Consider the following 16,552-nt stretch of genomic DNA (forward strand, 5'->3'; position numbering starts at 1 on the left):
ACGGCCACCGGAGGGCGGGTATCCGGCCCCCGGTGGCGGAGGCGGTGGTGGCGGGGGCGCAGGATAGAGGACAGTCATCGGTGTTCCGTGGATTCTTTCCTGAGCGTGCCTTCCACTGCGTACCCTCGTAGGTCCACGGATACCGGTCGCGGAGTGAGGCGGTAGATGGAACGCGTGAGCAGGTTCGCCCAGTGGGTGCGTGGACGTTCACCCCGGGTCCGGCAGCCCGGAGGGATTCTCCGCGCGGCAGCATGGGGACGCGGCCGGTCGGCCGCGGCCGACGCCGAGGCCGCACAGGCCAGAGAAGCACTCCTGCTCGCCGCGGCCCGCGCCGGCTTCCCGCTCGCCCCCGCGGCGCACCCCTCCGGATACGGCTGCTCCTGCGTCCGCATCGGCTGTCCGACGCCCGGACGCCATCCCGTCTCCTTCGCCTGGCAGACCCAGGCCACCACGGACCCCGCGCAGATCGAACGCTGGGCCCGCAGCCAGCCCGAGGCGAACTTCGTCACCGCGACCGGCCGCCGGCACGACGTCCTCGACGTCCCCGCCGCCGCCGGATGGACCGCGCTGAAACGCCTGGAGGACGAGGGCGTCGCCCTCGGCCCCGTCGCCCTCTCCGGCGGCGACCGGATGCTCTTCTTCACCGCCACCCGCACTCCGGACGACGAGGAGGAGTGGTGGCCCTGTGAACTCGACTGCCACCCCGAGACCTTGGACGCGCATCCGGGCCTGCGCTGGCACTGCCGGGGGAGCTACGTCCTGCTGCCGCCCTCGGTGCTGCCCGGCGAGGGAGAACGTTCCGTCGTCCGCTGGATCCGGCCACCCGAGCCGGTGGACGAGGAGCGGAAGGCGGAGTCCGGCGCGGGGGAGCGCGCTCCGCTGCCCGAGCCGCTGACCCTCCTGGAGGCCCTCACCGACGCGTGCGCCACGCACGCGGGCGAGGAATCCGAGGCGACGGCCTGGACCTTCTGGTCCTCCTGAGGACGCGCCCCGACAAGGGGTGCGGGGAACTGCGCGAACGGCCACGACGGCGCCGCACCCGGCGAAGTGCCGGGCGCACAGCGGGAGTTCAGCTCCCCTTGACCGACGTCAGCCCCGTGATGCGGTTGAGGAAGGTGACCTTGGCGCCCGACTCGTCGGCGGGCGGCACCGTGACCGCCTGCTGCGACATCCGTACATGCGTCACGGACTGTTTCGGCTTCCCCTCCATCAGCGCCTTCGCCAGCTTGTTCTTCACCTGCGGCGTGTACCCCGCGGCAACGGTCTGCTTGACGTGGTGCTGCGAGCCGAAGAACACCAGTGCACCGCCGTCGTCCGTCTCCAGCCCGAACGGCGCGAACTGCGGGGGCAGCGCGGGCAGATCGATGTACTCGGTGCGCATCCGCTCGTTGGAGGCGACGGCCTCCCGCTGCTGCCGCCAGCCGCTGGTGTGCGGCCCGGGCGCGAACTCGTCGCCGCCGTCCTTGAGGAACCGCGTGTAGGTCTTGCTGAGCTTGTCGGGCGCGACGGCGAGACCGGACCGGCTGCCCGTCGGCACCGGCTTCACGTAACCGTCCTTGTCGGTCGCGAAGTTGGGGATCTCGTCCGGGCCCAGCACCGAGAGGTAGGACGCCTTCCAGTCCTCCTTCGAGCTGTTCCGCTCGAAGACGAAGAGCCAGCGGTCGTTGCCCTCACGGTTGGTGGCCGAGTCGGCGACGAAGAACTTCGGCCAGCCGGCCTGCTTGGGGATGAGGAAGCGGGTGTCGCTCAGGTGGAGCTTGTCGTACTCGCCCGGCGTCCCGATCTTCTTCGTGCCCTTGAGCGTGGCCTGGTCGATGGCGCCCAGAACACCGGTCTCGATGGTCGAGTTGAGCTTGGGGTCGAGCTTCGTGTTCGCCTCGTTGTTGGTCTTCACGAAGCTGTCCAGCGTCTCGCGGGCCTCCTTCTTGGAGACCGCGGGCACGATCGCCTGCTCGCCGTGGACGGTGACACAGCCCGACAGCACGGTGGTCAGCGCCACGCCGCCCGCCGTCGCCGCGACCAGCCGCCGCACGCCTCGTACGTCTCGCGCCCGTCGCGCCGTCATCCCAAGACCTCCCCGCCGGCCCACCGTCATCAGCCTCCGGCACCGTTCGTCGCCGCCCGCTGCCTTCGCAGCACCGCACCCTACCGCCCCCGGGCGACACCCCCGTGCACAACTGCCGCCCGACGCCGGCCCGGCGGGTGCCGGTCGGCGTCAAGCGGTGTGTGCCGTGCGGAGGTTGTCAGGGAAGCGTGAGGATCTCCGTGCCGGTCTCGGTGACCACCAGGGTGTGCTCGAACTGGGCCGTGCGGCGCCGGTCCTTGGTGACGACCGTCCAGCCGTCCTCCCACATGTCCCACTCGTGCGTGCCGAGCGTCAGCATCGGCTCGATGGTGAAGGTCATGCCGGGCTTGATCACCGTGGTGGCGCGCTCGTCGTCGTAGTGCGGGACGATCAGGCCGGAGTGGAACGAGGTGTTGATGCCGTGCCCCGTGAAGTCCCGCACGACGCCGTAGCCGAAGCGCTTCGCGTAGGACTCGATCACGCGGCCGATGATGTTGATCTGGCGGCCAGGACGCACGGCCTTGATCGCGCGGTTCAGCGACTCGCGGGTGCGCTCCACCAGGAGCCTGGACTCCTCGTCGACGTCGCCGCACAGGTACGTCGCGTTGTTGTCGCCGTGCACGCCGCCGATGTACGCCGTCACGTCGAGGTTCACGATGTCGCCGTCGCGCAGCACCGTCGAGTCGGGGATGCCGTGGCAGATGACCTCGTTCACCGAGGTGCACAGCGACTTCGGGAACTTGCGGTACCCGAGCGTCGACGGGTACGCGCCGTGGTCGCACATGTACGTGTGCGCGATCTCGTCCAGCTTGTCGGTCGTCACACCCGGTTCGATGTACCGGGCGGCCTCCTCCATGGCCCGCGCCGCGATCCCGCCCGCGATCCGCATCTTCTCGACGGTCTCGGCGTCCTGGACCTCGGGTCCGGTGTACGGGGTCGGCGCGTCCTTGCCGACGTACTCGGGACGCGGAATGGAAGCGGGGACACCACGCATCGGGGAGACGGTGCCGGGGACGAGCGAAGACTGGCCAGACATGTGCGCGAGTCTAACTGTGGTCGCCGCCGGGCCTGTGCGGGAGCATGACGGTATGGCTCTGTTCAAGCGCAAGACGGCCGCCAAGCCCGGCGAGTGGTACTACTGCCTGCACCATCGACAGGTCGAGGAGGGCCCGGAGTGCCCGGCCAAGGACCGCTTCGGCCCCTATGCGACGCGGGACGAGGCGGAGCACGCGATGGAGACGGCCCGCGAGCGCAACCTCCAGTGGGAGAACGACGCCCGCTGGACCGACTCCACCGACGGCTCCGACGGAGCCCGCGGCGAGAACTGACCCGGGCCCGTCAGCCGCACCGCTACGCGGCCTCCACCGCCAGCGGTTCGAAGGCGATGCGGGTGCGGGCACCGTCGACGGAGCCGGTCCAGGACAGGGTGACCGACGCGTCCGTCGCCTCCTCGACGCGGACGGCGTCCCCGGCGTCCGTCCCCGTCAGCGCCGTCGCCGCCACGAAGAGCGCCGTGCCCGTGAACGGCGCGGAGACGAGGGCCGGGACGCGGGCCCAGCGCGCGTAGGCCGTGCCCTGCGGGGCGCGGAGCGGCGCGGCCTCGTCGGACGGCCAGCCGTGCAGGCCCAGCAGGCCCGTGAGCGGTTCCTCGGGGCCCGTCGCCCAGCCCGTGAGCCGGGCCGCGGTGCCCCCGGGAGCGCCGGTGACGCGGTGCACCCGCAGCTCCACCGCGCCCCGCACGACGGTGACGCTCTCCACCCGCAGCCCGGGCAGCGGCGGCGCCTGCGCGGGGAAGGTGGGCACGTGCCAGGAGGCGGCCCAGCCCCAGCCCCCGCCGGAGGCGGCGCCGAGCGGATGCACCCGGTGCCGCGTGCTGTACGGGCCGAGGCGCCCGCCCGCGCTGCCGGGGACGGCGAGGGCGAAGTGGTTGTCGGGCACGTTGCCGTCCGCGGTGGGGCCGGTGCGGGTCGAGTAGGCGAAGCGCGCGTACAGCGGGTCGGGGCCGGAGGCGCCGCCGCCCCAGCCGCCCCACCCGCCCTCGCCGTCCTGCGGGCGCAGCGGGTGACTGCCGTGGTTGTGCACCCGCACCGAACCGTCGCCGCCGGTCTGCACCAGGAGGCCGGGCGCCGGGAGTGCCACGGCGCGGGCCGGGCCCTCGCTCGGCGCGGGCTCCTCGGGCGCCGTCCACAGCGGGTCACCGGGCGGAACGAGCAGCGCCAGCAGGCCCTTTGACGCCCAGTACGGGGAGGCGGGGCCCGAGTACGGCTGGAGCGTGGCCGGGTGGGGGCCGTGCCAGCCGAGGGTGAGCAGGCCGTCGGGGGAGAGGGCGCCCCGGTCGAGGAAGTACCGGACGCAGCCGCTGAGCAGCCGCCGTGCCGTGCCGGGGGAGAGCGGGGTGTGCCCGGTGAGCGCGCCGAGCCCGACGGCGGCGCCGGTGGCGAAGCGGTACGTCAGCGAGCGGCCGAAGTGCAGCGGCGCCCCGTTCCCGTCGAACAGCAGCCCGTGGCCGTCCAGATGGGCACGCAGCCGGGGGCCGAGGTGGTCCAGCAGCTCCCGGTCCCCGGACAGGTGGGCGTGCAGCATCGGGTACAGGTGGAGCGCCCAGCCGTTGTAGTGGTCGAAGGAGCGGCCCTCGCCGTCCGCGTACCAGCCCCCGCCCCGGTACCAGCGCTCCAGCAGCTCCAGGCCGCGTTCGGTGGCCAGGTCCGTCTCGCGGTCGCCGCGTCCCACGGAGCGGAGGAAACCGGCGACGGTGAGGGGGAAGAGGTACCAGTTGTTGGGCGCGGGCACGTGCCGCAGCGCGCCCCGCAGCCACTCCTCGGCGCGGTCCCGTACACCGTCGTCCAGCGCGTCCCACAGCCACGGCCGGGTGAGCCGGAGGCCGAGCGCGACGGAGGCGGACTCGACCATCGGCTGCCCGCTCGCCGGGAAGTCCCCGATGCGGGGCCAGGAGCGGGCGTCGTCCCGCCCCGGGGTGCGGGTGCCGGCGGCGAGGCCGCGCGCGTACCGGTCGAGCCAGCCGTGCGGGTCGGCGCCGCCCGCGCCGGTGACGCGGAAGGCGGCGGCCAGGAACGTGCGGGCGTAGCCCTCCAGTCCGTCCGAGCGGACGCCGGAGAGCGAGGGGCGGCCCGGCAGGTCGAGCAGCGCGTCGCCGGGACCGGCCCAGCGGAGGGCCGCGTTCACGAGCCCGTCGGCGGTGGCCTCCAGGTGTGCGCGGCCCCAGCCGGTGTACGGGCTGAGTGCGCGGTCCTCGGGCGGCAGCGGGAAGAGGAGGGACGCGGAGTCGGCGGGGGTGCTCATGCGAGGTGGTCCAGCCTTTCGCGGGAGACGGGATGGGCGAACGCGGCGCCGCCCGCCCAGCGTTCGACCTCGGCGACGGCCGTGTCGGCCAGCCGCCGCAGCTCGTTGCCCTGCGAGCCCGCGATGTGCGGGGTGAGCAGGACGTTGGGGCAGCTCCACAACGGGTGCCCGGGCGGCAGCGGTTCGGGCTCGGTGACGTCGAGCACGGCGCGCAGCCGGCCCCGGAGCAGCAGCTCGGTGAGGGCCTCCTGGTCGAGGACGGGGCCGCGCGCGGTGTTGACGAGGGTGGCGTCCGGCCGCATGGCGGCGAGGAGTTCGCGGCCGACGAGCCCGCGCGTCCCCGGCAGCAGCGGGGTGTGCACGCTGACGACGTCGCAGGACGCGAAGAGTTCGGGCAGCGGCACCGCGCGCACACCGAGCGCGCGCGCCTCCTCGCCGGTCACGTACGGGTCGTGCAGCAGCACCTCCAGATCGTGCGGGCGCAGCAGTTCGATGACGCGGCGGCCGACGAGGGAGGCACTCAGAATGCCCACGGTGCGGCGGTAGTTGCCGGTGTGCGGGGAGGCGTGCAGGGTGCCGGGACGGGTCCGGCCCTCGCGGTAGTCGCGGGCCGACTCCAGGACGCGCTTGCCCGCGAGCAGGATCATCGCCACCGCGTACTCGGCCACCGGCAGCGCGTTGGCGGTGGCGGCCGAGGAGACCGCGAGGCCGCGTTCCCAGCAGGCCGGGGTGAGGTGCTCCCGCACCGAGCCCGCGGTGTGCACGACGGCGCGCAGGCGGGGCGCGGCGGCGAGCGCCGCCTCGTCGAGCGGCGGGCATCCCCAGCCGGTGACGAGGAGTTCGGCCTCGGCGAGGGCGGCGCGGGCGCGCGGGGAGGCGAACTCGTCGAGCGGGGGCAGCGGGGCCAGCCGGACGTGCCGGCGCAGGGCCTCCGGAACGCCGGGCGTGAGCAGCCCGTCGGCGGTCTCGGCGCTCATGGCGACGGCGGCGCGGGGCCGTCCGTCGGGGCCGTGCGGCGGTTCGGCCGCTGGGTGCGGTGCGGGCGGCATGTCCCTCCTGGGCAGGTCCCGCCCGGGGCGGGCGGGGTCGGCGGGGTCCGGTGGCGGGGTCACCAGCGGGCGGGTGGCGGGGCGGTCAGCCGGTCGGCCAGGCGCGCGAGGCGGTCCCGGAGGCGGCGGGTGCCCGGTGTGGACGGGCCGTTCTCCCCGGCCGCGGCGCTCACCAGGTGCTGCACGGTGTCCAGGTCCACGCCGTACGCGTCGGCGCTGAGCGCCTCGTGCGCGATCCCCAGCAGCTCACCGGTGCCGCGCGGCCGCGTGGCGGCGTCCGCCGCGGGGCCGGACCGGTCCGTCCCGTCCGGCAGCCGGGCGCCCGGTGGCGGCTCGGGGCCGGGAGCGCCGCCGTCCAGGGCGAAGACGGTGGCGCCCGCGCGGCGCGCGTCGTGCACCCGTTGCAGCAGCCCGGCGCAGGGCTCCTCCGGCGCCACCACCAGCAGCGTCTCGGCGCGCCCCGCCGCCTCGATCCGGCCGAGGCCGACGGACAGCCGCGGGGGCGCGCCCGCCGGTACCCGGTGCCGCACCAGCGTCGGCGCCAGCTCGGGCCGGCCCGACCAGGCGGCCTCGTCGTCCAGATGGGCCGCCAGGTGCCACGGCTCGTACGCCTCGGTGCCGACCAGCAGCAGCCCGCCGCCGTGCGGCGCCACCGAGGCGCGCAGCGCACCGGCGAACCGGCGGGTGTGGGGCAACCACTCCGTCCCGGCGAGGACTTCGCGCAGCAGCGCGACCCGTACCGCGTCCATGTCCCGGCATGATGCCCGAGTTCCGCGCGCCGCACAGCCGTTCACCCGAGCCGCCACCGTTCCGGGCTCCCCGGACGCCGACTTCGGCGTGATCACCTTCACTGCGGCGCGGCCGGGTGCGCGCGGACCAGGGGTGGCAGGATCGGGCCATGACTTCTCCCGCATCCTCCGCCGCGCCCAAGCCCACCAAGGACCCCTGGGACCTGCCCGACGTCTCCGGCCTCACCGTCGGCGTCCTCGGCGGCACCGGCGATCAGGGCCGCGGCCTCGCCTACCGGCTGGCCCGCGCCGGCCAGCAGGTGATCATCGGCTCGCGCGCGGCCGAGCGTGCGCAGCAGGCCGCCGACGAGCTGGGCCACGGCGTCGAGGGCGCGGAGAACGCCGAGTGCGCGCGCCGCTCCGACATCGTGATCGTCGCCGTCCCCTGGGACGGGCACGCCAAGACGCTGGAGGCGCTCCGCGAGGACCTGCGCGGCAAGCTCGTCGTCGACTGCGTCAACCCGCTCGGCTTCGACAAGAAGGGCGCCTACGCGCTCAAGCCCGAGGAGGGCAGCGCGGCCCAGCAGGCCGAGGCGCTGCTGCCGGAGTCCCGCGTCACCGCAGCCTTCCACCACCTCTCCGCCGTGCTGCTCTCCGACCCGGAGGTCGAGGAGATCGAGACGGACGTGATGGTGCTCGGCGAGGTGCGCGCCGACTGCGAGACCGTGCAGGCGCTCGCCGAGCGCATCCCCGGTATGCGCGGGGTGTTCGCCGGCCGGCTGCGCAACGCGCACCAGGTGGAGTCCCTCGTCGCGAACCTGATCTCCGTCAACCGCCGCTACAAGGCCCACGCGGGCGTACGCCTCACCGACATCTGACGGGAGCGGACTCCGCGGAAGATCGCCGGAGGGCATGGGGGAGAATGGTCCGGTCCGTACCGCCAGGTCCTGATGGGAGCCGCCCCCCCATGTCCGCCAGCACCGCCCGCCTCCCGCGCGGACTCGCTCTCTACGCCGTGATCATCTGCGTCCTCGCCGTCGTCGCGGCGGTCGTCTCCTTCGTGCACGGCAGCCTGCTCGGCATCGTCTGGGTCCTGCTCGCGGGCCTGACCTCGAACATGGCCTGGTACTACCTCCGCCGCGACCGGGCCCGGGCCGCCGAACAGGGCTGAGGCCCCGGCCGCCGCCCGCGGCTCAGGCCGTGGCGGTCAGGACGGCGAAGACGACGACGTTGCCGGTGTACTCCTGGCGCGCCCGGTCGAAGCCGCCGCCGCAGGTGATCACCCGCAACTCCGGGGCGGACGCGGGCCCGTAGACCTTCCGGTCCGGGAACTTCTCCCCCTCGAAGACCTCCACCGCGTACACCACGAAGACCGCCGTCCGGCCGTCGGCCCGGCGCACGTGGAGGGTGTGGCCCTTGCGCAGGGCGCCCAGGTCGTAGAAGACGCCGGGGCCCGCCGGGGTGTCCACGTGGCCCGCGATCAGCGCCGTGCCGTTCTCGCCCGGGGTGACGCCCCGGCGGTACCAGCCCGCGAGGTCGTCCCGGTCCTCGGGCGGCGAGGCGAGCCGGCCCCGCGGCTCCAGGCCCAGACCGGTCAGCGGGGCGTCCACCCGGAGCGCCGGGATGCCGATCCGCTCCGGCCGGGAGGGCGCGAGCGGCGGATGCGGCGGCACGGACCCGCCCGCGCGCCCCGGCTCGGCGCCCTCGCCCAGGCCCTGCGCGCTCGCGGGCTGCGGGGGAGAGCCCGGCCCCGGCTCGGGCCCCGGGACGTCGACGGCCCAGGCCCAGAAGCACAGGCCGAGCCCGGTGACGGCGAGGGTGCCGAAGAGCGAGCTGAGGCAGGAACGCAGCGGTGAGCCCATAGCTGTCCCGCCTTTCCGTGCCGTGCGGGGTCAGGGACGGTCGTCGCCCGGTCGCGGTCAGGCCCGCTGGTCGCGGTCGTCGCGCTGCCGGCTGCGGGCCAGCCAGGCGCCGCCCGCGCCGGCCACCAGCAGGCAGGCCGCGCCGGCCGCGCCGACGGTGGTGCCGTCGAGCTCAAGTGGCCTACCGGTGCTGCCTGTTCCGGTGCCGACGCGGCCGCTGGGGAGCTCGGCGTCCGGGCAGTACCGGGCGGCCTGCGAGGCCGCCGCGTCCGCCGCCGACCTGGTCTCCCGCAGCTGCGCCTCCTGCGAGCGGTCGGGGTGCCCGCCCTCGCCGGTGAGGCGCTTGTGGTCGCGCAGCGCCGTCTCGTACTCGGCCTCCGCCGCGTCCGCGGCGGCGACGGCACGCGCGCACTCGTCGTCCGCGCCGCGCGGAGCCGAGTGCGCCGGGGCGGCGGGGGCCGCGTGCGCGGTGGGGGCGGCGAGGGCGAGCGCCCCGCCGAGAGCGGCGGCACCCGCGAGAGCGGAGAACGTACGCACAGCGGCCTCCGGGGACGTTCCGTCGGTTCCGGCGGGTGTGCCGCCTTGGAGGCAGCCAAACCCGGGCGCGCGGCCGCGGCATCCCGGCGGCGGCCGCCGGGATGCCGCGCGGGGGCGACTTCGCGGGGTGAACCGGGTGCTGAGCGGTGACGTCGCGGCGGCGGGCACCGTGCCGGGGCCGCGCGGCCGTTCGGGTGGCGGGCCGTCGGATCAGACGGGGGTGACGGTGATCTCGGGCTCGCCCTGCCAGAAGCGGAAGTAGTCCAGGCCGTAGCTGACGTCGAGTTCGGAGACGTCGAAGATCCGCATCAGGGTGTTGACCACGTCCCAGAAGACGCCGTTGACCTCGGGAATCCACAGGCAGCCGAAGACGATGAGGAGCCCGAACGGCGCGAAGGGTTCGGCCTGTCGCCTGACCTTCTCCGGAAGCCAGGGTTCCACCACGCCGTAGCCGTCCAGGCCCGGGACCGGGAGGAGGTTCAGCAGGGCCGCGGTGACCTGGAGCATGGCCAGGAACGCCAGCGCGTAGCGGAACGCGTAGGGCACGTCCGTCATCTGCCCGAGCCAGAACGGTGCGGTGAGCAGCGCGGCGAAGAAGGCGTTGGCCAGCGGTCCGGCCGCCGAGATCAGGCTGTGCTTCAGCCGCCCGTGGATGCGGGCGCGTTCGATGTAGACCGCGCCGCCGGGCAGTCCGATTCCGCCGAGGACGACGAAGATGACGGGCAGCACGATGCTCAGCATCGCGTGCGTGTACTTCAGCGGATTGAGCGTCAGATATCCCTTGGCGCCCACCGAGATGTCGCCGCTGCGCAAGGCGGTGCGCGCGTGCGCGTATTCGTGCAGGCAGAGGGAGACCAGCCAGCCGGAGACGACGAAGAAGAACACCGCGACCCCGGTGAGCCCCGTCCAGCCGGACCAGACCGCCCACGCCGAGATGCCCATGACCGCGACGATGCCGAGGAAGACCGGGCTGATGCGGTGGTGTTCGGGATGCGTGGAGGTGCTGGTCATGGGGTCAGACCGTACCGGCGAGGGGACGGACGGGCGAGTTACCGAGGAGGTTTCGGGGAGTTTCGGGCGGGGTCGCGTGCCCTCGCGCGCACAAGCCGGAACAACGCCGCTTTCCGCCCTCGGTGCCAACTGGCCGCCGCGTACGAGAAGTTGTTACGTATTCAAGGAATGGTCGCGGAGTGCGGGGTTCCGGGAGGGAGTGCCGGTACTGCCGGTAAAGCACGGAAAGGCCGCTGATACGGTCGCGTCCGGCTGACAACAGATCAACGCGAGTGCTGTGCGGGAGGCCGTTCAGTGAGCCGGACAGCAGGCGAGATGGAAACCGGAACCGGTATGACGGAAGAGACCGGGGCGCGAGACGTCGCCAACGACAGGGAATGCGGAGAACTGCTGCGGCAGTCGCTCCTGGAGTTCCGGGAGAAGGACGGGAGTTCGGGGCTGCAACGCCTCGTCGACGACATCGAGTCCATCTGCAGATCGCTCAGCGGCCCCTCCGGCCGCGACCGCATCCGCCGGCACTGGTGGACCCTGGAGCGCGTCTACGCCTCCGACGTGCTGCGCGGCGGCTGCGCCACGCTCCCCGAGGAATCCGGGAAACAGGTGGACGCGGCGGTGGCGGAACTGGAGTCGGCGGCGGGCGAGTTGTGCGAGTCCGGGCAGGCCCGCGCCGCCTGAACCGCCCGCGCGGGCGCACGAGGGCGGCGGCCTCCCCGAAGGGAGACCGCCGCCCTCGCCCGTCCCGGGTCGACGCGACACACGGGTGGTCCGGGTGCTCGTACCTCAGGCCTTCTTGCGGAACTTGGAGATCGCCAGCGGCGCCGTGATCGCCGTGAGACCGACCGACCAGGCGACCGTCCACAGCAGCGGCTCGGCGACCGGGCCCTGGCCGAGCATCAGCCCGCGCGCCGCGTCCGCCAGGTGCGTCAGCGGGTTGGCGTGGGTGAAGTTCTCCAGCCAGCCCGGCATCGTGTCCACCGGGACGAAGATCGACGAGCCGAACTGCAGCGGCATCATGACCAGGAAGGACACGCCCTGCACGGCCTGTGCCGTCCGCATCGTCAGGCCCAGCAGCATGAAGATCCACACCAGCGAGACGCCGAACAGCAGCGTCAGCCCGACCGCGCCGAGCAGACCCGTCCAGCTGCCGTGCAGCTCGAAGCCGACCAGGAAGCCGACGATCATCAGGATGGTGATCGCCACCAGCATCCGGCCCATCTCCACGATGAGCTTGGCGATCAGCACCGAGGAGCGGGCGATCGGCATGGCCCGGAAGCGGTCCATGACGCCCTTGCGGAAGTCCTCGTTGATGCCCGTGCCGACGGCCATGGAGATGCTCATGCCCATCATCGCCATGATGCCGGGCATCAGGTAGTCGGTGTACGTGATGCCGTTGGCGCCGCCCAGCGCCTCCGGGTCGCCGCCGCCGATCGCCCCGCCGAAGACGTAGACGAACAGCAGCGTGAAGATGATGGGCATCAGCGTGGCGTCCATCATCGACTCGGGGTCCTGCTTGATCTGCAGCGCGTTGCGGCGCACCAGCGCGCCGATGTGCCGCAGGTTCGCGCGCAGCCCGATCCGGGCGTCGTCCGCGCCGTGCTTCACGGGCGGGGGCGGAGCGGTGGCCGGCGCGGTGCCTTGGACCTGCTCCTCGGCGGTGACGGTGCTCACGCCGCGACCTCCTTCGTCTCGTGCTCCGGGTCCTGCGCCTCGCCGGACTCGTGGGTGGCCTTCTGGCCGGTGAGGGCGAGGAACACCTCGTCCAGGCTGGGCAGATGGGTGGAGATGTCCGCCACCGGGAAGCCGCGCTGCCCCAGCAGCCCGACCACGGCGGTCAGTTGCTCGTCGCTCAGGATCGGGACGTTCACCACGCCGGCGCTCTCGTCCGTGGTGGAGCCGCCGACGCCGTCCAGCCCGGCCTCCGCCAGCGCCGTGGCCATCGGCCGCAGGTCGCGCGGGTCGACGGGGCGGATGTTGAGGGTGCGGCCGCCGACCTTCGCCTTCAGCTCGGGAACCCTGCCCTCGGCGATGACCCGGCCCCGGTCGACCACGGTCAGCTCGCTCGCCAGCCGCTCGGCCTCCTCCATGTACTGGGTGGTGAGCAGCACGGTGTTGCCCTCGGCGACGATGTTCTGCACCTCGTCCCACACCTCGTTGCGGGTGCGCGGGTCGAGGCCCGTCGTCGGCTCGTCCAGGTACAGCACGCGGGGGCGGCCGATCATGGAGGCCGCCAGGTCGAGCCTGCGGCGCATGCCGCCGGAGTACTTGCTGGCCGGGCGCTTCGCCGCCTCCGTGAGGGAGAAGCGCTCCAGCATCTCGTCGGCCCGCTTGCGCGCCTGCGAGCGGGGGAGATCGAGCAGCCGCCCGATCATGTACAGGTTCTCCCAGCCGGAGAGCTTCTCGTCGACGGAGGCGTACTGCCCCGTCAGGCCGATGGTGCGGCGCAGCTCACGGGGCTGGCGCACCACGTCGTAACCCGCCACCGTCGCCGAGCCGGCGTCCGGGACGAGGAGCGTGGAGAGCATCCGGACCAGGGTCGTCTTGCCCGCGCCGTTCGGCCCGAGGACGCCCATGACGGTGCCCTCGCGGACGTCCAGGTCGATGCCGTCGACGGCCTTGGTGTCCCCGAAGTGTTTGACCAGCCCGCGGACTTCGACGGCGTTCCCGCCGCGGCCTATCTCTTCGTGTCGCGTCATGGGCCCAAAGGTGCCAGCCGCCACCGACAAACGACCGACAGCCCACCGACACGGGGCACGCCCCGGGGCGTGCCCCCCGGGGCGTACCGAGGCGCGGCCGCTCACTCCGCGGCGTCGGCGAGCGGGGGCGCGGGGCTCGTCGAGGGCGCGGCGGGCCGCGCCGCCTCGTCCAGGCGCGCCGGGGTCAGCCCCGCCGCGCCGAGCACCGCGGCCGCGGCCCCGCGTCCGATCGCGGCCAGCCCGAGCAGCAGGTGGTCGCAGCCGATCAGCGCGTCGCCCGCCTGCCCGGCCCGCTCCTCGGCGAGCGCGATGGCCTTGCGGGAGTACGGGGTCCAGGCGATGCGTTCGGCGGCCCGCGAGGCGCCGGTGCCCAGCCGGTCCGCGACGGCCGCGTGCAGCTCGTCCGGTGCGGCACCGGCGGCGCGCAGCAGGCGGGTGGCGCTGTTGTCCCCCGCGGTGAGGCCCAGGAGCAGGTGCTCGGTCCCGATGTAGTGGTTCCGGTGCCCGACCGCGGCCTGCTTGACGTGGGCCATGGCCGCGCGGAGCTCCTCGGTCATGGTCTCGGGCCCGTACCGCTTGTGCGGTGCGTGGAAGCGCTGCTGCGCGGCCTGCCGGCTCACGCCGAGCGCGGTGCCGATGTCCGTCCAGGAGCAGCCGTGCATCCGGCAGTGCTCGACGTAGTCCTCGACCAGGTCCTCGGAGAGCGCCTGGAGGCGGCCGGAGAGCGCGGCGGCGGTGGTCAGCAGCGCGAGCCAGTCCGGCTGTTCGGCGCCCTCGCGGCGGAGCGCGGTGTCGCAGGTGCGGTCGACTTCGGCGATCAGGTCGTCCAGATCCGGAAGCGTCATGCCGCAAGTGCGCCTTGACAATCCTCAACTGTCAAGAGCCGCTTGCGAATTGGCCGCTCGGGACGGGTGCCCGGAACGGCCGCGTGCCCGCACCCCGCCGGGAGGTACGGGCACGCGGTCTCCCGGGATCAGGCGAAGCTGTGCTCCGCTCCGGGGAAGTCACCGGCGATCACGTCGTCGGCGAAGGACGTGGCCGCCTCGCCGAGCACCGACCGCAGCTGCGCGTACTGCTTGACGAAGCTGGGCACCCGGCCGCCCGTCATCCCCGCCATGTCCGTCCACACCAGCACCTGCGCGTCGCAGCCGGCGCCCGCGCCGATGCCGACGGTCGGGATGTGCAGGGAGCGGGTGACCTCGGCGGCGAGCGCCGCCGGCACGGCCTCCAGCACCACGGCGAAGGCGCCCGCGTCCTGCACGGACTTGGCGTCCCGCAGCAGCTGCTGCGCCGCCTCCTCGCCGCGCCCCTGGACGCGGTAGCCCATCGCGTGGACGGACTGCGGGGTGAGGCCGATGTGCGCCATGACGGGGATGCCGGACGCGACGAGCAGCTCGATCTGCTCGGCCGAGCGCTCACCGCCCTCCAGCTTCACGGCCCCGGCACCGGCGTCCTTCACCAGCCGGGTGGCGCTGCGCAGCGCCTGGACCGGGCCCTCCTGGTACGAGCCGAACGGCAGGTCGGCGACGACGAGGGCGCGCTTGCTGCCGCGTACGACGGCGGCGGTCAGCATCGCGGTCTCGTCCATCGTGACCGGCACGGTCGTCTCGTAGCCGAGGTGGCAGTTGCCCATGGAGTCGCCGACGAGCAGCACCGGTATCCCGGACTCGTCGAAGACGGAGGCGGTCATCGCGTCGTACGCGGTGAGCATCGGCCACCGCTCGCCGCGTTCCTTGGCGGCGGCGAGGTCGCGCACGGTGACCCGGCGGTTCTTCGCGCCGCCGTAGAGGGTCGTGGGCTGTTTCTGGGCAGGGCTCATCGCACTGGCTCCTGTGTGTCGACGTCTCGGGGCACCTGTGGCGTCCCCGGATCCGCTTCCATGCTGGCACGCGCCCGCACCGTGCGGAAGGGCCGCCCCCGAGCGGTCCCGGCCCCGTCCCCGCACCGTCCGCCGGGGTGTTCCGCCGTGGTCGTATGTGCGGTTTCTGTTACAGCCGCCCCATGATCTACGGTGACCGGAACCTCGGGGGGAGCCGTGCTCGTCCTGCTCTCCGTGCGGGGGTTCACGGACATACCGCACCGAGGCGGCCGACGGACCCGACCGGGGGGACCGGCCGGAGTGAGCGCCCCGGATCTCCGGGCGGTTCACGGTCGGCGCCTCTCGTTCAGGCACCAGCACAGGCAAGTGAGGACAGCGGATGGCACGCGCGGGCATGGCGGAGGTCTCGGGCACTGCTGACGACGGCAGGGGAGACGGGCGGTATCCCGCCGCGCACCATGTGCCCGGCCCCGGTCCGCGCGGCGGACGCCGCGGGGGCGACGGGCCGCCCCGCTGGCGCGGCCCCGGCATGTGGCGCCGGGGATGGCTGCTGGCGTTCGTCGCCCTCGCGCTCGCGGCCGCGCTGCTGCTGCACGCGAAGGTGCCCAACTCGGTGGGCAACCTCGGCTCCCTGTGGGAGACCTTCCTGCCCTGGGGCGGCCTGCTCGTCCCGGTGCTGCTGGTCGGGGCGCTGCTGCGCCGCTCGGCCACGGCGCTGGTCGCGCTGCTGGTGCCGGCCGTGATGTGGGTGGGGCTCTTCGGCGGCCAGGTCAGCGACAAGTCCGGCGGCAAGGGCGACCTCACGGTCGTCACGCACAACGTCAACGCGGGCAACCCCGACCCGGAGGCCACCGCGCGCGGACTCATGCGCTCGGGCGCGGACGTCGTCGCCCTCCAGGAGATCTCCGACGGCCAGGCCGGCGCGTACGAGAAGGCGCTCGACGGCACCTACGGGCACCACAAGCGGGTCGGCACGGTCGGGCTGTGGAGCAAGTTCCCGATGAAGGACACCAGGACCGTCGACATCAAGATGGGCTGGCCCCGCGCCATGCGCACCACCGTGGCCACCCCGCAGGGCGACGTCGCGGTGTACGCGGCGCACATGCCCTCGGTCCGGGTGCAGTTCCGCTCCGGGTTCACGGCCGGGCAGCGGGACGGCAGCGCCACCGCGCTGGGCGAGGCGATCGCCGCGGACAAGACCGGCAAGGTCGTCCTCCTCGGCGACCTCAACGGGACGATGAACGACCGCGCGCTCGCGCCCATCACCTCGCAGATGCGCTCCACGCAGGGCGCCGCCGGTGACGGGTTCGGCTTCAGCTGGCCCGCCGCGTTCCCGATGGCGCGGATCGACCACATCATGGTCAAGGGCCTGGAGCCGGTCTCCTCCTGGACGCTCCCCGAGACCGGCAGCGACCACCTGCCGATCGCCGCCTCCGTGGACTTCTAGAGGCGCGGGCCCCGGGCCCCGGCGGCCGCGGAAAAAGATCA

The 16,552-nt window shown here is 73.8% G+C and carries 18 protein-coding genes; 6 read left to right on the forward strand and 12 right to left on the reverse strand.

Annotation, left to right across the window (positions count from 1 at the left end; translation table 11 throughout):
* Positions 1-165: 165 nt before the first annotated feature.
* On the forward strand, positions 166-981 hold the full coding sequence (locus tag HCC30_RS23345; RefSeq protein ID WP_169444716.1) for a bifunctional DNA primase/polymerase: 816 nt from the start codon (positions 166-168) through the stop codon (positions 979-981).
* Positions 982-1,069: 88 nt separating this feature from the next.
* Here the strand turns inward: HCC30_RS23345 and HCC30_RS23350 are convergent, their stop codons facing one another.
* Both HCC30_RS23350 and map read right to left on the reverse strand, forming a co-directional pair.
* Positions 1,070-2,065 (reverse strand): hypothetical protein, encoded by a 996-nt coding sequence (locus HCC30_RS23350; RefSeq protein ID WP_240979832.1) that lies wholly within the window; start codon positions 2,063-2,065, stop codon positions 1,070-1,072.
* Positions 2,066-2,243: 178 nt separating this feature from the next.
* On the reverse strand, positions 2,244-3,101 hold the full coding sequence (map, locus tag HCC30_RS23355) for a type I methionyl aminopeptidase (RefSeq protein ID WP_169444717.1): 858 nt from the start codon (positions 3,099-3,101) through the stop codon (positions 2,244-2,246).
* A gap of 52 nt (positions 3,102-3,153) precedes the next feature.
* Here map and HCC30_RS23360 point away from each other — a divergent pair, with 52 nt between their 5' ends.
* Positions 3,154-3,393 (forward strand): hypothetical protein, encoded by a 240-nt coding sequence (locus tag HCC30_RS23360; protein ID WP_169444718.1) that lies wholly within the window; start codon positions 3,154-3,156, stop codon positions 3,391-3,393.
* Between the two features lie 22 nt (positions 3,394-3,415).
* Here the strand turns inward: HCC30_RS23360 and HCC30_RS23365 are convergent, their stop codons facing one another.
* From HCC30_RS23365 to HCC30_RS23375, 3 genes are read right to left on the reverse strand one after another with little or no spacing between them, the layout of a single operon-like run.
* Complete coding sequence (locus tag HCC30_RS23365) at positions 3,416-5,365, reverse strand: DUF2264 domain-containing protein (RefSeq protein WP_169444719.1); 1,950 nt, start codon at positions 5,363-5,365, stop codon at positions 3,416-3,418.
* Positions 5,362-6,414, reverse strand: a complete 1,053-nt coding sequence (locus HCC30_RS23370; protein WP_169444720.1) for a hydroxyacid dehydrogenase — start codon at positions 6,412-6,414, stop codon at positions 5,362-5,364. The genes HCC30_RS23365 and HCC30_RS23370 overlap by 4 nt, the downstream gene beginning before the upstream one ends.
* 59 nt (positions 6,415-6,473) lie before the next feature.
* Complete coding sequence (locus HCC30_RS23375) at positions 6,474-7,163, reverse strand: hypothetical protein (protein WP_169444721.1); 690 nt, start codon at positions 7,161-7,163, stop codon at positions 6,474-6,476.
* A 149-nt stretch (positions 7,164-7,312) separates the two neighbouring features.
* On the opposite strand from HCC30_RS23375, the gene npdG reads away from it, so the two are divergent.
* A complete protein-coding gene (npdG, locus tag HCC30_RS23380) occupies positions 7,313-8,020 on the forward strand; it encodes an NADPH-dependent F420 reductase (protein WP_169444722.1) in 708 nt (235 codons plus the stop codon).
* Between the two features lie 89 nt (positions 8,021-8,109).
* Positions 8,110-8,313: a hypothetical protein gene (locus tag HCC30_RS23385; protein ID WP_169444723.1), complete on the forward strand. Its 204-nt coding sequence runs from the start codon at positions 8,110-8,112 to the stop codon at positions 8,311-8,313.
* 22 nt (positions 8,314-8,335) lie between these two features.
* On the opposite strand, the gene HCC30_RS23390 is transcribed toward HCC30_RS23385, so the two are convergent.
* The 3 genes from HCC30_RS23390 to HCC30_RS23400 form a co-directional block, all read right to left on the reverse strand.
* Positions 8,336-9,004, reverse strand: a complete 669-nt coding sequence (locus HCC30_RS23390) for a class F sortase (RefSeq protein ID WP_169444724.1) — start codon at positions 9,002-9,004, stop codon at positions 8,336-8,338.
* 57 nt (positions 9,005-9,061) lie between these two features.
* On the reverse strand, positions 9,062-9,541 hold the full coding sequence (locus HCC30_RS23395; protein ID WP_169444725.1) for a hypothetical protein: 480 nt from the start codon (positions 9,539-9,541) through the stop codon (positions 9,062-9,064).
* A 210-nt stretch (positions 9,542-9,751) separates the two neighbouring features.
* A complete protein-coding gene (locus tag HCC30_RS23400) occupies positions 9,752-10,552 on the reverse strand; it encodes a site-2 protease family protein (RefSeq protein WP_169444726.1) in 801 nt (266 codons plus the stop codon).
* Between the two features lie 333 nt (positions 10,553-10,885).
* Here HCC30_RS23400 and HCC30_RS23405 point away from each other — a divergent pair, with 333 nt between their 5' ends.
* Entirely contained in the window at positions 10,886-11,227 is a 342-nt protein-coding gene (locus tag HCC30_RS23405) for a hypothetical protein (protein ID WP_169444727.1), read from the forward strand.
* Between the two features lie 105 nt (positions 11,228-11,332).
* Here HCC30_RS23405 and HCC30_RS23410 read toward each other — a convergent pair whose 3' ends face one another.
* The 4 genes from HCC30_RS23410 to panB all read right to left on the reverse strand — a co-directional run bounded on the left by HCC30_RS23410 (position 11,333) and on the right by panB (position 15,064).
* A complete protein-coding gene (locus tag HCC30_RS23410; RefSeq protein ID WP_346776776.1) occupies positions 11,333-12,154 on the reverse strand; it encodes an ABC transporter permease in 822 nt (273 codons plus the stop codon).
* A 62-nt stretch (positions 12,155-12,216) separates the two neighbouring features.
* On the reverse strand, positions 12,217-13,245 hold the full coding sequence (locus HCC30_RS23415) for an ATP-binding cassette domain-containing protein (RefSeq protein ID WP_169444729.1): 1,029 nt from the start codon (positions 13,243-13,245) through the stop codon (positions 12,217-12,219).
* 101 nt (positions 13,246-13,346) lie between these two features.
* Positions 13,347-14,090 carry a Clp protease N-terminal domain-containing protein gene (locus tag HCC30_RS23420; protein WP_240979833.1) on the reverse strand — a complete coding sequence of 248 codons (744 nt, stop codon included), beginning with the start codon at positions 14,088-14,090 and terminating at the stop codon, positions 13,347-13,349.
* A gap of 128 nt (positions 14,091-14,218) precedes the next feature.
* Positions 14,219-15,064 carry a 3-methyl-2-oxobutanoate hydroxymethyltransferase gene (panB, locus tag HCC30_RS23425; RefSeq protein WP_169444730.1) on the reverse strand — a complete coding sequence of 282 codons (846 nt, stop codon included), beginning with the start codon at positions 15,062-15,064 and terminating at the stop codon, positions 14,219-14,221.
* A gap of 379 nt (positions 15,065-15,443) precedes the next feature.
* Here panB and HCC30_RS23430 point away from each other — a divergent pair, with 379 nt between their 5' ends.
* A complete protein-coding gene (locus HCC30_RS23430; RefSeq protein WP_169444731.1) occupies positions 15,444-16,511 on the forward strand; it encodes an endonuclease/exonuclease/phosphatase family protein in 1,068 nt (355 codons plus the stop codon).
* The last annotated feature ends 41 nt before the right edge of the window (positions 16,512-16,552 follow it).

The sequence above is a fragment of the Streptomyces sp. HNM0574 genome, assembly GCF_012726235.1.
Taxonomy (GTDB): Bacteria; Actinomycetota; Actinomycetes; order Streptomycetales; family Streptomycetaceae; genus Streptomyces.

What these genes read in the sequence shown, in the direction of transcription:
- HCC30_RS23345 (WP_169444716.1), top strand. Translation starts at nt 166, where the DNA reads ATGGAACGCGTGAGCAGGTTCGCCCAGTGGGTGCGTGGACGTTCACCC.
- HCC30_RS23350 (WP_240979832.1), bottom strand. Translation starts at nt 2,065, where the DNA reads ATGACGGCGCGACGGGCGCGAGACGTACGAGGCGTGCGGCGGCTGGTC.
- map (WP_169444717.1), bottom strand. Translation starts at nt 3,101, where the DNA reads ATGTCTGGCCAGTCTTCGCTCGTCCCCGGCACCGTCTCCCCGATGCGT.
- HCC30_RS23360 (WP_169444718.1), top strand. Translation starts at nt 3,154, where the DNA reads ATGGCTCTGTTCAAGCGCAAGACGGCCGCCAAGCCCGGCGAGTGGTAC.
- HCC30_RS23365 (WP_169444719.1), bottom strand. Translation starts at nt 5,365, where the DNA reads ATGAGCACCCCCGCCGACTCCGCGTCCCTCCTCTTCCCGCTGCCGCCC.
- HCC30_RS23370 (WP_169444720.1), bottom strand. Translation starts at nt 6,414, where the DNA reads ATGCCGCCCGCACCGCACCCAGCGGCCGAACCGCCGCACGGCCCCGAC.
- HCC30_RS23375 (WP_169444721.1), bottom strand. Translation starts at nt 7,163, where the DNA reads ATGGACGCGGTACGGGTCGCGCTGCTGCGCGAAGTCCTCGCCGGGACG.
- npdG (WP_169444722.1), top strand. Translation starts at nt 7,313, where the DNA reads ATGACTTCTCCCGCATCCTCCGCCGCGCCCAAGCCCACCAAGGACCCC.
- HCC30_RS23385 (WP_169444723.1), top strand. Translation starts at nt 8,110, where the DNA reads ATGTCCGCCAGCACCGCCCGCCTCCCGCGCGGACTCGCTCTCTACGCC.
- HCC30_RS23390 (WP_169444724.1), bottom strand. Translation starts at nt 9,004, where the DNA reads ATGGGCTCACCGCTGCGTTCCTGCCTCAGCTCGCTCTTCGGCACCCTC.
- HCC30_RS23400 (WP_169444726.1), bottom strand. Translation starts at nt 10,552, where the DNA reads ATGACCAGCACCTCCACGCATCCCGAACACCACCGCATCAGCCCGGTC.
- HCC30_RS23405 (WP_169444727.1), top strand. Translation starts at nt 10,886, where the DNA reads ATGACGGAAGAGACCGGGGCGCGAGACGTCGCCAACGACAGGGAATGC.
- HCC30_RS23415 (WP_169444729.1), bottom strand. Translation starts at nt 13,245, where the DNA reads ATGACGCGACACGAAGAGATAGGCCGCGGCGGGAACGCCGTCGAAGTC.
- HCC30_RS23420 (WP_240979833.1), bottom strand. Translation starts at nt 14,090, where the DNA reads ATGACGCTTCCGGATCTGGACGACCTGATCGCCGAAGTCGACCGCACC.
- panB (WP_169444730.1), bottom strand. Translation starts at nt 15,064, where the DNA reads ATGAGCCCTGCCCAGAAACAGCCCACGACCCTCTACGGCGGCGCGAAG.
- HCC30_RS23430 (WP_169444731.1), top strand. Translation starts at nt 15,444, where the DNA reads ATGGCACGCGCGGGCATGGCGGAGGTCTCGGGCACTGCTGACGACGGC.